Origin of the sequence: Frankia tisae (assembly GCF_025403405.1) — a bacterium.
Taxonomy (GTDB): domain Bacteria; phylum Actinomycetota; class Actinomycetes; order Frankiales; family Frankiaceae; genus Frankia; species Frankia tisai.
Window position 1 is genome coordinate 20,178 of the sequence record NZ_JANEZT010000031.1, and the last position, 11,154, is coordinate 31,331.

An 11,154-nucleotide genomic window follows, 5' to 3' on the forward strand; every position below is an offset into this window, starting at 1 on the left:
GGAGCGCACCGTGGACCTGCTACCCACGCCGGCCCAGATGGAGATAGCCTCCCTCGCCGCCGACTTCTTCGGCAACGAGCTACCGATCTCGGTCATCCGGGAGCGACGCGACGCACCCGTGGTCGTGGACCGGCGGATCTGGTCGGAGAGCGCGGAGCTGGGCCTGTTCGGCCTGGGCATCGCCGAGGAGCTTGGTGGCGCCGGGTGCGAGCTGGCCGAGGAGACGCTGCTGTTCCGGGAGATGGGCCGCCGCCTGGTGCCGGGGCCGTTCCTGCCGACGGTGCTGGGCGCCCGCGTCGCGGCGCTTGCCGGCCAGCATGAGACGGCGTCGGCGATCCTGTCCGGCAAGGCGACGGTGGGCCTGGCCCTGCGCCGCGGCCCGGACGGGTTCGACGCGGCCACCACCCCCTCGACCCTGGACGGGCGGTTCCAGCTGCTCGATGCGGCCGACTCCCGCTACCTCCTGCTGCTCGACCCCGCGGGCGCCGCGCTGGTGGAGACCGCCGCTCTGACCGACGTGCACTCCGAGCCGGCGATCGACCCGGGCATCCGGCTGGCCGAGGCGCGCGCGGACGCGGTCCCGATCATCGCCTGGGTGAGCACGCAGGAGGAGCCGATCCGCCTGCGCGCGCTCGTGCTGACGGCGGCGATGAGCGTCGGGATCGCCGAGGCGACGCGCGACCTGTCCACCGAGCACGCCAAGGTACGGGTGCAGTTCGGCCGGCCCATCGGGGTCAACCAGGCGATCAAGCACGCCTGCGCGGACATGGCGGTGCGGGCCGAGGCCGCGCTGTCGCAGGTGCTGTTCGCGGCGATCTGCGTCCAGGACGGGCGGGCCGACGCCGAGTTCCAGGCGCTCGCCGCCAAGAGCATCGCCGGCCGTTTCGCCGTCGAGAACGCCTCCGCCACCATCCAGGTGCACGGCGGCATGGGTTACACCTTCGAGCACGACTCGCATCTGTTCCTGAAGCGGGCGCACGTCCTGGAGCACCTGCTCGGCGAGCCCGCCGACCATCTTGCGCGCCTGGTCGCCCAGCCGGCGGCGCAGTAGCCGGCCGTTGCCGGCACCCGATCGGAGGACACATGACTCGACCGCCGTCCCGCCCGAACCTCCTGCGCCCCTGTCCGCCCGCGGTGGTCGGGCGATGAGCCGCCGGGTCGCCATCGCCGGCGTCGCCCTGTCGGACGTGGGCCGCACCGACGGCTCCACCCCGTACGCGCTGATCGCCCAGGCCAGCCGCCGCGCACTCGCCGACGCCGGGCTCGGGCCGGGTGACGTCGACGGGCTCGCGTCGACCTCGCTCGGGACGCTGGCGCCGATCGACGTCGCCGAGTACCTGGGCCTGCGCCCGCGGTGGATCGACTCCACCACCGTCGGCGGGGCGTCGTGGGAGGTCATGGCCGCCCACGCCGCCGACGCGATCTCCGCCGGGCATGCGGACGTGGTGCTGCTCACCTACGGCTCGACGGCCCGGTCCGACCTGCGCAAGCGCTTGCGCACGGCGAGCCTGAACTGGGGCAGCCGCGGGCCGCAGTCGTGGGAGGCCCCCTACGGCCACACCCTGATCTCCAAGTACGCCATGGCCGCCCGCCGGCACATGCACGAGTTCGGTACGACGATCGAGCAGCTCGCCGAGATCGCCGTCTCCGCCCGCCACAACGCCGGCCCCAACCCCGAGGCGTACTACCGCGACCCGATCACGATCGACGACGTGCTGTCCGGGTCGATGATCGCCGACCCGTTCACCAAGCTGCACTGCTGCATCCGCTCGGACGGCGGCGCCGCGGCGGTGCTGGTCGCCGAGGACCGCATCGCCGACCTGCCGCGCCCGCCGGTGTGGATCCTCGGCACGGGCGAGTGCGTGACACACGTGTCGACCAGCCAGTGGGAGGACGTGACGACCGGTCCCGCGGCCGTCTCCGGGCCGCTGGCGTTCTCCCGGGCCGGGGTCAGCCCGGAGGACATCGACGTCTGCGAGCTCTACGACGCGTTCACGTACATGCTGATGGTCACCCTGGAGGACCTCGGCTTCTGCAAGAAGGGCGAGGGCGGCCCGTTCGTCGCCGACGGGCGGCTGCGCGTCGGCGGGGCGCTGCCGACCAACACCGACGGCGGCGGCCTGTCGGCGTGCCACCCCGGGCAGCGCGGCCTGTTCCTCATCGTCGAGGCGGTGCGCCAGCTGCGCGGCGAGGCGGAGGGCCGGCAGGTGCCGGACGCCCGACTGGCCTGCGTCAGCGGCACCGGCGGCTGGCTCTGCTCGTCGGGGACCGTCATCCTCGGCCGGGACTGAGCGGCGTGGGCGGCTCCCCGGCGGCGGAGTCGGTGTCGGCGTCGGTGTCGCCGTCCCCGCCGCTGGGCGAGCCCGACTCGTATGCCACGGTCACCGCGGCGCTGGACGCGGCCGCGGCGCGTTTCGGCGGCCGGGAGGCCTACGTCGGGCCGGACGGGCGGATCAGTTTCGCCGAGTGGGCGGCGGCCTCCGACGCACTGGCCGGGGCGCTGGCGGCGCGCGGGATCGGGCCCGGCGACGTCGTGGCGCTCATGCTGCCGTCCTCGGTCGACTACGCGATCTGCTACGCCGCCGCGGCCCGGCTGGGCGCGGTCACCACCGGACTGAACACCCGGCTCGGCGCGCGCGAGGTGACCGGGATTCTCGAGCGGTGTCGACCGGCGCTGGTGATCCGGGACACTGCGGCGGAGCTGCCCGCGGTACCAGCAGGGTTACCGGTGCTGGCGCGATCCGAGCTCGCGGCGCTGCGGCGCCACCCGGGGCTCGGCCGCGGCCGCCCGGTCGTGGCGCCGGCAGACCCGGTGGTCATCATCTGGACGTCCGGGACGACCGGGCTACCCAAGGGGGCCTGGTTCGACCACCGCAACCTCGCCGCCGCCGTCGCCTCCGCGGGGGTGATGAGCCGGCCCTTCGACCGCCGGCTCGTCGCGACCCCCTTCGCCCACGCGGGGTACATGGCGAAGATCGTCGATCAGCTCGCCTGGGGCACCACCATGGTGATCAGCCCGGTGCCCTGGTCGGCGGCAGGGATGGCGGGCATCCTGCACGACGAGCGGATCACCGTCGCCGGCGCCGTGCCGACCCAGTGGGCCAAGCTGCTGGAGCTGCCCGACGCCGAGCGGACCGTGCGGGCGGTCGCGACGCTGCGCCTGGGGCTCGCCGCGACCGCGCCGGCGGCGCCCGAGCTGGTGGAGCGGGTCGTCACCCGGCTCGGGGTGCCCCTCGTCGTCCGCTACGCCATGACCGAGTCGCCGAGCATCTGTGGCACCGAGCCGGACGACCCGCCGGAGGTGCAGTTCCGCACGGTCGGCCGACCCCAGGCCGGCATCCAGATCGCCCTGCGTGACGACGCCGGTGGCGACGTGGCGACCGGCGAGGTCGGCCGGGTCTGGGTGCGCGGCGACACGGTGATGCGCGGCTACTGGAACGACGCCGACCAGACCGCGGCGGTGCTGCGCGGCGACGGCTGGCTCGTCAGCGGCGATTTCGGGTCGCTCGACGCCGACGGCAACCTGCGGCTGCGCGGGCGGGCCAGCGACCTCTACATCCGCGGCGGGTACAACGTGTACCCGCTGGAGGTGGAGAACGTGCTGGCGGAGCATCCCCGGGTGCGGCGCGCGGCGGTCGTCGGCGCGCCGGCCCCGGTGATCGGCGAGATCGGGGTTGCCTTCGTCGAGCCGGCCGACCCCGCGGATCCGCCGGACCTCGCCGAGCTGCGGGCCTGGGTGCGGGGACGGCTGGCCGACTACAAGGCGCCGGACCGCCTCGAGGTCGTCGAGGCGCTCCCGCTGACCAGCATGCTCAAGGTGGACACCGCCGCCCTGCGCACGCTGGCCGCGGGCTGAGCCGCGGCACCGAACTGCCGCGGCACCGAACTGCGCGAACTGCGCGGCACCGAACGTGCGGCGCTCAGCCGCCGAGGCGTAGGCCCGGGGCGCGGGTGCGGAAGACGTCGGTGGCGAACAGGGGGCCGAGCTTGGTGGCGTCCCAGCGCTTGCCGCCGTTGTTCACCACGGCCTGCTCGTGCCAGCCGCCCATGAGCTGGATGCGCTCGCCGATGGCCTTGATGACCTGGCCGCTGACATGGCCGGCCTCGTCGCTGGCGAGCCAGGCGACGACGGGGCTGCACAGCGACGGGTCCTTGGGGTCGAACTCGTCCTCGGGCCGCTCGTCGGGCTCCAGGGGCTTGGCCTGGCCGGCCATGGTGCCCGACAGCCGGGTCAGGCCGCCGGGGCCGATCGCGTTCACGGTCACGCCGATGCTCGCCAGCTCCAGCGACAGCGTCAGGGTCAGCCCGACGATGCCGGCCTTCGCGGCGCTGTAGTTCGTCTGGCCGAAGTGGCCGGACAGGCCCGCGCCGGACGTCGTGTTGATGATCCGGCCGTAGACCCGGCCGCCCTCGGCCTTGGCCGCGGCCCGCCAGCGCTTCGCGACCGCCCGGCTGACCAGCCAGGTGCCGCGCAGGTGCACGCGCAGGACCAGGTCGAAGTCGGCCGTGCTCATGTTCCACACGGCCTTGTCGCGGACGATGCCGGCGTTGTTGACGACGATGTCGAGGCGGCCGAACTCGTCGAAGGCCCGGGCGACGGTGGCCTCGACCTGCTCCTCGTCGCCGACGTCGCCGAAGTCCGCCACGGCGGTGCCGCCGCGCTTCTCGATGATCTTCACGACTTCCTCGGCGTCACGGCCGCGGCCCTCGCCGCTGACGGTGCTGCCGAGGTCGTTGACGATGACGGTCGCGCCGTGCTTGGCGAGTTCGAGCGCGTGGCCACGGCCGATGCCGTGGCCGGCGCCGGTCACCAGTGCGATCTTGCCCTCGAGTAGGCCTGCCATACGAACTCCCTGTGTGCTGGCGGAAACGTGTGCCTGGCGGAAACGTGTGCGTGGCGGAATCGTGTGCGTCGCCGGCCGGTGCGGCCGGCTCTCAGCCGCTGGCGGCTGAGGTGGCCGGATCCGCGGGGCGGAAGACCGGCGCGGTGATCTCGTCGGTCAGCTCCCGGTAGGCGACTGTCAGCGGCATGCCGATGTGCAGGTCCGCCGGGTCGGCATCGATGATGTTCGTCATCACCCGGGGCCCCTCCGCCAGGTCGACCAGGGCCGCCACGTAGGGGATCCGCTCGGCGAACGGGTGCAGGTCGTTCACGAACACCGTCGAGTAGGTGTAGAGGGTCGCCAGGCCGCTGGCGTCCTCCCAGGACACGTCCTCGCTCCAGCAGAACGGACAGAACGGGCGGGGGTAGTGGTGCGCCCGCCCGCACGACGCGCAGCGGGCGATCAGGAAGCGGCCCTGGCGGGCGGCGTCCCAGAAGGGCCGGTTCTCGTCCTCGATGGTCGGCAGGTCGACCCGGGGTGCGGCGGTTGCCATGGGTGTCCTCCTACGATCAGTAACCGCGGATCAGTAACCGCGGATCAGTAACCGCGGATCAGTGGCCGCGGATCAGTGGCCGCGGATCAGTAGCCGCGGTAGTCGGGGGAGCGGCGCTGGACGAACGCGGTCACCCCTTCGGTCGAGTCGTGGGCGTGCGACTGCAGCTCCTGGGCCATGCCCTCGGCGAGGAAGGCCGCGGCCCGGTCGACGTCCGGGGATTCGTTGAACAGCCGCTTGGTCAGCGCGATGGCGCTCGTGGCGGCGCCGGCCAACCGGTCGGCGAACTCGGCGGCGGTGGCGGCGAGTTCGGCGGCCGGCACGACCCGGTTGACCAGGCCGAGGGCGAGGGCCTCGCTCGCGGGCAGCTTCTCGCCGAAGAACGCCAGCTCCTTGGCCTTCTGCATGCCGATACGCCGGGGCAGCAAATAGGCGCCTCCGGCGTCGACGACCAGGCCGCGCAGCACGAACGACTCGACGAAGATCGCGTTCTCCGCGGCCACCACCAGGTCGCTGGCGTACGCCAGGTGCGCGCCGAGGCCGGCGGCCGGGCCCTGGACGACGGCGATGACCGGCTTGCCGCAGTCGAGGACCGAGGAGACCAACCGCTGCGCACCGGTCATGATGCGCCGCATCGCGTCGGTGACCCGCTTCTCGGCGCCCTGCGCGCGGCTCGCCGCGATCCCGGTGACGTCGGCGCCGGAGCAGAAGTGCCGCCCGTTCGAGGCGAGCACCACCACCCGGACCTCGGGGTCGGCATCGGCCTGGGCGAGCAGGTCGATGATGACGTCGCGCATCGCCGGCTGGATCGCGTTCGCGGCCTCCGGCCGGTTCAGGGTGATCGTCGCGATCCCCCGCTCGACCGTGTGCAGCACCGTGGTCCCGAGCGGCCCGACCGGGGTGGAGACGGCCGGAGCGGGCGCGCTCGGGGTGGGCGTGGCCGCGCTGGGCGTGGCCGCGGCCTCGGACACGCCGGGGGACGCCGTCCCGGCCGAGGCCGCGGGGACGGTGGTGGCGCTGCCCGGTGCCGGCGCGCTCATCGGACCTGCCGTCGCGGTGCGGCGGGTGCTGATGCCATGAAGGGCTCCTGTTCGTCGGTGGCCAGCAGGGATCCGGCCCCGCCGTGCTCGCTTCCGGGCCCGTCGGTGACGGGTCCGGCACTTCCTGATCGGGTGGTACCGGCCTGGGTGGCCCTCGATCTGACAGCGACGTCCACTGTCCCCTGGTGGGTGGCGACCGGCACGCTCAGCCCTCGCCGGCGGCGGCGTCGCCGTTGGCGCTGAAGCCGCCGTCGGCGGTGACCGTCGCGCCGGTGACGAAGGCGGCCTCGTCGGAGGCGAGCCACGCCGCCGTGTACGCGATGTCCGTCGGGTTGCCGATGCGGGTGAGCCGGCCGCCGCCGGTGAGCGCCCCGGAGTCGCCCGGCGAGCTCACGACTCGCCCGACGACGATGGTGTTGGAGCGGATGCCGTCAGCGGCGCCTTCGACGGCCAGGGTGCGGCTCAGGGCGTTGACGCCGCCCTTGGCCGCGGCGTAGGCACCGAACCCGGTGAACCCGGCGATGGACTGGCCCGAGGACACGTTCACGATCGCGGCCCCCTCGGCCTCGCGCAGGTACGGCCAGGCGTACTTCGAGGCCCAGAACACGTTGCCCGTCAGCGTGCCGAGCAGGATGTGGTTCCACTCCTCGGTCGTGTAGTCGGCGATCTTCTTGATCGTCGAGGCGACGGCGTCGGTGGGGGCGGCGTTGTTCACCAGCGTGCTCAGCCCGCCGAAGTGCGCGGCCACCGCGTCGATCGTGCCGTGCACGCTGGCCTCGTCGGTGATGTCCAGCGGGAAGAACTCCGCCTCGCCGCCGGCCGCGCGGATGCGGGCGACGACCTTCTCACCTTTGGCGACGGTTCGGCCGGTCACGGCCACGCGCGCCCCCTCGGCGGCGAACAGCTCCGCCATGGAACGGCCGATGCCGCGGGTCGACCCTGACACGAACACGGTCTTGCCCGCGAGGCGGTTACCCATCGATGGTTTCCCTCTCTGGCCTCGCCGTCGGCCTCCCCGTCCTCGAGGGGTCCGGCGGCGGGCCGCGGGGTCCGGACGAGATCGGGCGGCCCGGGCAGCGGGCCGCGTTCCCCGCCGTCGGCGGGCGTCTCGGCAGCGGCCCGCGGCGCCGACACTTGTGACGTAGCTGTCAGAACAGCATAGTGGGTACAGCCGCCCATCCGCCTCCGGAAGCGCCCGCGCCGGGCGGAGGCCGGTGCGCCAGGGCCATGCACGCGGCCCGAAGGCACGCCGGTGGCGATGCGCATCCCTGCCGCGGCGGGCGCGCATCCCCGGCCCACGTCGGGTGGCCCGTGTCAGATCAGCCCGTGTCAGATCAGCCCGCATCCGCGCGGGCGCCGCGGCCGGGTCCCGGCCGGCAACAACGGAAGGTGTCCATGCGCCTGAACCTGATGTTCCCGATGCGTGCCGTGAAGCACTACGACCGCTGGATCGGCGATGGCGACCTGGCCGAGGTCGGCCGGCTGGTGGAGCAGGCCGGATTCGACGCGGTCTCGATGAGCGAGCACCCGGTCCCCGACGACACCTGGCTCGCAGGCGGCGGCCACCACTCGTTCGACCCGTTCGTGTCGCTGAGCTTCCTGGCCGCGGCGACGACCCGGCTACGGGTGATGACCTACGTCGCCGTCGCCGGCTACCGCAGCCCCTACCTGCTGGCGAAGTCCGCGGCGAGCCTGGACCGGCTCAGCGCCGGGCGGCTCACCCTGGGCGTCGCGGCGGGCTACCTGAAGACCGAGTTCGCCGCACTCGGCGCCGACTTCGCCCAGCGCGGGCGCCTGCTCGACGCGGCCATCCCGGCGATGCGGGCGGTCTGGACGGGCCGCAGCGTCGACCGGGACGACCCGACGTTCCCGCTGCACGGGCACACCTCGCTGCCCGGACCGGTGCAGGCCGGGGGCCCGCCGATCTGGATCGGCGGCAACAGCAACGCGGCGCGGCGGCGCGCGGTGACCCTCGCCGACGGCTGGATGCCGATGGGGCAGTCCGTCGCCGTAGCGAAGATCACCAAGACGCCGCCGATGGAGGACGTGGCGGCCCTGGCCGAGGCCGTGCGAGGCGTGCAGGACCGGCGCGCCGAGGCCGGGGCGGCCCCGCTGGACGTGTCGTTCGTGCCCTACGAGGCCGAGCTGCTGCCCGACGTCGACGCCTTCAGCCGTGCCGTCGCGGCGTCCTACCGTGCGTACGAGGATGCCGGGGTCACCTGGATCACGATCGAGCCGACCAGCCGCAGCCTGGCCGCCTTCCGCGAGGACATCGAGCGGATCGGCACCGCCCTGGCCGCCCTGGTCCGCTAGCCCCGCTCCGTACGATAGGAAGCCTGGCCGGGTGACGGAGCGGGCGCGGCGGCCGCATCATGACCATGCCTGGGGCGCCGGGGGCCGGCTGCCGTGGTCCGGACGAGGGGGATTCGAGACGGTGGAGGCGGCCGGGAACGGGCGGTTGTCCGCGACCCTGGCGGTGCGGCGCCGCGCGATGGCGGCGGACCTCATCGAGCAGGCCGCGCTGGAGCTGTTCACGACCCGGCCCATGGACGAGGTCACGGTCGAGCAGATCGCGGCCGCCGCCGGGGTGTCGGTGCGCAGCTTCTACCGGTACTACCCGGGCAAGGAGATGATCCTCACCGCGCTGCCGGTCCGCCTGGCGACGTCGATCGCCGAGGAGACCGCCCACCGCCCGTCGGCGGAGCCGCCGTTCGCGGCACTGCGCAACGCTGTGGACGTGCTGACCGGGGAGACCAACGACTACCTGCGCCGCTGGCAGCGCGCCATGGCCCACAGCTACGGCAACGAGCGGGTCCAGCAGCTCGTCGTCACCGTGACCAGCCCGATGCTCACCGAGGCCCTGGCCGGGCGGGCGGGGCTGGCCCCGGATGACCTGTGGCCGGAGCTCGCCGGGATCAGCGCGGCCACCGCGCTCGTCGTCGGCTCCCGCCGCTGGGCGGCACGCCGGGGCAGCCTGCGCACGCACCTGCTGGACGCGCTCGACCTGCTCGGCCGCGGTCTCGGTCCGGGCCCCGGCCCGGACCCGGACGTCACCGGGTCGCCCAGTCGCGCCTAGAGGAGCGGACCCTGGCTGCCGGGGGCGGTCCGCCGGCTGGAGACGGTCGCCGGCTGGCCGACCGGCCCCCGACGACGCATCCCCGCGCACGGATGCCTCAAGGGCCGTACGCGGGGATCGTGTCTGTCTGCCCGCGCCGGGCGCGGGGCGCTGCATCAGGCTGGCGCCAGGGCCTGCTCCAGCTCCTTGATGTCGTAGTAGTCGCGGATGACGGAGATCAGCCCGTCGGCGTCGAACGTGAACACCCCGCACCAGTGCAGGACGACGGACCGTCCGCCCATGGTGAGGTTGTCGAGCCGTTCGGTGAAGACGACGGTGTCGGTGGAGGCCACCGAGACCAGCTCGTAGTGGAACGCCGAGTAGAGGGCCGCCTGCCGGTCGAACTCCGCGCGGATGGCCGGGCGCCCGACGACCGCCGGCTGCCACGCGCTCACGTGGTAGCGGGCGTCTGTGGCGACGCAGGCGGCCGCCGCGTCGTAGTCCCGTTCGACCAGCCGGTCGAGGAACTGACGGACCAGAAGCTCGTGCTTGTCGCTCACTCACACTCCCGTGATCGGGTCGATGGGGGTGGTGGCCCGGCGGCGAGGCCAGGCCCGGGGCCTAGGACTTCGCCTGCTCGCGGTACTTACGCGCGCTCTCGAGCTGGGGGTGGTGGTTGCGGTCGTACTGCTCGATCCACTCCTTGGGCAGGGCGCCCCACGCCGGCCCCACGCGCAGCCGCTCGCCGTCGTGCAGCTGCTCCGCGGCGACGACGTCGGCGACGAACAGTGTGCTCTCGTCGATGTCGAGGGAGTGGACGACCCGTCCCTCGACGTAGCTGAGCGCGTCCAGCAGGATCGGGGTGCCGGTGACGCCTGGCTTCGTCCGGAACTGGCTGATCTTGTCCCCGTCGCGGCCGGAGCTCCCGCCGAGGCCCATGAGGATGTCGAGGGAGATCGCGAACTGCTCCTCCGGCGTCGCCGCCAGCAGGTGCATCGCGAACACACCGGACTCCAGGACCAGGTCGTGGGTCAGGTTGTACTTCGTGAGGCTGATCGTCACGCGCGGCGACTCGGGCACGATGCTCGCGGCGCCGGCGGACAGCGACATCAGTCCGTTGGCCCGGCCGTTCAGGATGGTCGTGACCGCCACCGGGAACGGCCGCAGCCCGTTCAGCGTCGAAGCGGCTGCCTTCAGGTCCAACGTCATCGGAACTCCTCGCGTGAAGCCGGCACGGGGCCGGGCGGAGGTGGACGCCACGGGGACCGTCATCCGGTTGCCCGCCGGCCGCACCTGGCGGAACGTCGTGAACGCCGGCCGCGCCGTCCCCGTCCGGCAACCGGGATGGCGGGCCTGCCACATGTGGCACGCTATGCCACATGTGGCATAGCGTGCAAGGGTCCGGCGCCGATCTCTGACGGCTCGTACACGCGGCGCGGTTCGCTTGTCGAGCGTCGGCGGCGGTTGTCGGCGGCGGGTGTCGCTCGTGCGGGGGGCGTCTCGCGGACCGGGCGAAATGTATCGTGCGTCTGACGAACACGTCACGACCGCGGGGCGGTCGGCGCGCCAGGTCCGAGGGAGTGGTGAGGTGTCGGGAAACCCGGCGGGGCAGCACGACGAGGGGCGGATCGCGGGTGACGCCGCCGGTTCGGGCGAGGCGGTGGATGGCTCCGGGGGCCCGGG

At 73.6% G+C, this 11,154-nt stretch carries 12 protein-coding genes; 6 read left to right on the forward strand and 6 right to left on the reverse strand.

Annotation, left to right across the window (positions count from 1 at the left end; all coding sequences use genetic code 11):
* Positions 1-10: 10 nt before the first annotated feature.
* The 3 genes from NBZ85_RS05160 to NBZ85_RS05170 all read left to right on the forward strand — a co-directional run bounded on the left by NBZ85_RS05160 (position 11) and on the right by NBZ85_RS05170 (position 3,856).
* Positions 11-1,051, forward strand: a complete 1,041-nt coding sequence (locus tag NBZ85_RS05160) for an acyl-CoA dehydrogenase family protein (protein WP_261553972.1) — start codon at positions 11-13, stop codon at positions 1,049-1,051.
* Positions 1,052-1,145: 94 nt separating this feature from the next.
* The gene (locus NBZ85_RS05165) at positions 1,146-2,291 is read left to right on the forward strand and encodes an acetyl-CoA acetyltransferase (protein WP_261561564.1); all 1,146 of its coding nucleotides are present in this window, start codon (positions 1,146-1,148) and stop codon (positions 2,289-2,291) included.
* A 5-nt stretch (positions 2,292-2,296) separates the two neighbouring features.
* Positions 2,297-3,856, forward strand: a complete 1,560-nt coding sequence (locus NBZ85_RS05170; RefSeq protein WP_261561565.1) for a class I adenylate-forming enzyme family protein — start codon at positions 2,297-2,299, stop codon at positions 3,854-3,856.
* 64 nt (positions 3,857-3,920) lie between these two features.
* On the opposite strand, the gene NBZ85_RS05175 is transcribed toward NBZ85_RS05170, so the two are convergent.
* The 3 genes from NBZ85_RS05175 to NBZ85_RS05185 form a co-directional block, all read right to left on the reverse strand.
* Positions 3,921-4,844, reverse strand: coding sequence for an SDR family NAD(P)-dependent oxidoreductase (locus tag NBZ85_RS05175; RefSeq protein WP_261553969.1), 924 nt, complete (start codon positions 4,842-4,844; stop codon positions 3,921-3,923).
* A 91-nt stretch (positions 4,845-4,935) separates the two neighbouring features.
* Positions 4,936-5,376 carry a Zn-ribbon domain-containing OB-fold protein gene (locus NBZ85_RS05180; RefSeq protein WP_261553968.1) on the reverse strand — a complete coding sequence of 147 codons (441 nt, stop codon included), beginning with the start codon at positions 5,374-5,376 and terminating at the stop codon, positions 4,936-4,938.
* 86 nt (positions 5,377-5,462) lie between these two features.
* Positions 5,463-6,251, reverse strand: a complete 789-nt coding sequence (locus NBZ85_RS05185) for an enoyl-CoA hydratase/isomerase family protein (RefSeq protein ID WP_261561566.1) — start codon at positions 6,249-6,251, stop codon at positions 5,463-5,465.
* Between NBZ85_RS05185 and NBZ85_RS05190 the strand changes: the two genes are divergently transcribed.
* Positions 6,160-6,456, forward strand: a complete 297-nt coding sequence (locus NBZ85_RS05190) for a hypothetical protein (RefSeq protein WP_261561567.1) — start codon at positions 6,160-6,162, stop codon at positions 6,454-6,456. The two genes, NBZ85_RS05185 and NBZ85_RS05190, sit on opposite strands and share 92 nt — an antisense overlap.
* 165 nt (positions 6,457-6,621) lie before the next feature.
* Here the strand turns inward: NBZ85_RS05190 and NBZ85_RS05195 are convergent, their stop codons facing one another.
* A complete protein-coding gene (locus tag NBZ85_RS05195) occupies positions 6,622-7,395 on the reverse strand; it encodes an SDR family NAD(P)-dependent oxidoreductase (protein ID WP_261553966.1) in 774 nt (257 codons plus the stop codon).
* A gap of 416 nt (positions 7,396-7,811) precedes the next feature.
* Here NBZ85_RS05195 and NBZ85_RS05200 point away from each other — a divergent pair, with 416 nt between their 5' ends.
* Positions 7,812-8,729: an LLM class F420-dependent oxidoreductase gene (locus NBZ85_RS05200; RefSeq protein WP_261553993.1), complete on the forward strand. Its 918-nt coding sequence runs from the start codon at positions 7,812-7,814 to the stop codon at positions 8,727-8,729.
* Between the two features lie 31 nt (positions 8,730-8,760).
* The gene (locus NBZ85_RS05205) at positions 8,761-9,492 is read left to right on the forward strand and encodes a TetR/AcrR family transcriptional regulator (protein ID WP_261553965.1); all 732 of its coding nucleotides are present in this window, start codon (positions 8,761-8,763) and stop codon (positions 9,490-9,492) included.
* 155 nt (positions 9,493-9,647) lie between these two features.
* Here NBZ85_RS05205 and NBZ85_RS05210 read toward each other — a convergent pair whose 3' ends face one another.
* Positions 9,648-10,031 carry a nuclear transport factor 2 family protein gene (locus tag NBZ85_RS05210; RefSeq protein ID WP_261553964.1) on the reverse strand — a complete coding sequence of 128 codons (384 nt, stop codon included), beginning with the start codon at positions 10,029-10,031 and terminating at the stop codon, positions 9,648-9,650.
* Positions 10,032-10,092: 61 nt separating this feature from the next.
* A complete protein-coding gene (locus tag NBZ85_RS05215; RefSeq protein WP_261553963.1) occupies positions 10,093-10,680 on the reverse strand; it encodes a flavin reductase family protein in 588 nt (195 codons plus the stop codon).
* Between the last annotated feature and the right edge of the window lie 474 nt (positions 10,681-11,154).

Excerpts from the sequence above, each read along its gene's own strand:
- NBZ85_RS05200 (WP_261553993.1), top strand. The coding sequence starts at position 7,812 with ATGCGCCTGAACCTGATGTTCCCGATGCGTGCCGTGAAGCACTACGAC.
- NBZ85_RS05175 (WP_261553969.1), bottom strand. The coding sequence starts at position 4,844 with ATGGCAGGCCTACTCGAGGGCAAGATCGCACTGGTGACCGGCGCCGGC.
- NBZ85_RS05215 (WP_261553963.1), bottom strand. The coding sequence starts at position 10,680 with ATGACGTTGGACCTGAAGGCAGCCGCTTCGACGCTGAACGGGCTGCGG.
- NBZ85_RS05165 (WP_261561564.1), top strand. The coding sequence starts at position 1,146 with ATGAGCCGCCGGGTCGCCATCGCCGGCGTCGCCCTGTCGGACGTGGGC.
- NBZ85_RS05180 (WP_261553968.1), bottom strand. The coding sequence starts at position 5,376 with ATGGCAACCGCCGCACCCCGGGTCGACCTGCCGACCATCGAGGACGAG.
- NBZ85_RS05195 (WP_261553966.1), bottom strand. The coding sequence starts at position 7,395 with ATGGGTAACCGCCTCGCGGGCAAGACCGTGTTCGTGTCAGGGTCGACC.
- NBZ85_RS05190 (WP_261561567.1), top strand. The coding sequence starts at position 6,160 with ATGACGTCGCGCATCGCCGGCTGGATCGCGTTCGCGGCCTCCGGCCGG.